At 61.0% G+C, this 689-nt stretch carries 1 protein-coding gene; it reads right to left on the minus strand.

The features are described 5' to 3' along the window. Positions 1–689, minus strand: a 689-nt coding sequence (locus tag EI185_RS18090) for a methyl-accepting chemotaxis protein (protein ID WP_223247925.1), incomplete at both ends; no start/stop codon positions are given.

Consider the following 689-nt stretch of genomic DNA (forward strand, 5'->3'; position numbering starts at 1 on the left):
GCCAGTTTGCCCGCCTGGTCTTGCAGGCTTTCGGCTGCAGCCGCAGCCTGTTCCACTAACGCGGCGTTCTGCTGGGTGGCTTCGTCCATCTGGCCTACGGCCTGGTTGACTTGTTCGATGCCGGAGCTCTGTTCCTGGCTGGCCGCGGCGATCTCGCTCATGATGTCGGTGACGCGTTTGACCGAGTTGACGATCTCTTCCATGGTCTTGCCGGCTTCGTCTACCAGTTTGCCGCCTACGTCGACTTTGTCGACGGAGTCTTCGATCAATGATTTGATTTCCTTGGCAGCACCGGCACTGCGTTGTGCCAGGTTGCGTACTTCGGCGGCCACCACGGCAAAGCCGCGTCCCTGTTCGCCGGCGCGTGCAGCTTCGACTGCTGCGTTCAGGGCCAGGATGTTGGTCTGGAAGGCGATGCCGTCGATCACGCTGATGATGTCGGCGATCTTGCGCGAGCTGTCTTTGATGGAGGTCATGGTGTCAACCACTTGGCCTACTACTTTGCCGCCCTTGACTGCGACATCGGAGGCCGACACCACCAGTTGGTTGGCCTGACGCGCGTTCTCGGCGTTCTGTTTGACGGTGCTGGTGAGTTCTTCCATGGAGCTGGCGGTCTCTTCCAGGGAACTGGCCTGCGATTCGGTACGCGCTGACAGGTCCGCGTTGCCAGAGGCGATCTGGCGTGAGGC

Source organism: Sulfuriferula multivorans, from assembly GCF_003851125.1.
Classification (GTDB): Bacteria; Pseudomonadota; Gammaproteobacteria; order Burkholderiales; family Sulfuriferulaceae; genus Sulfuriferula; species Sulfuriferula multivorans.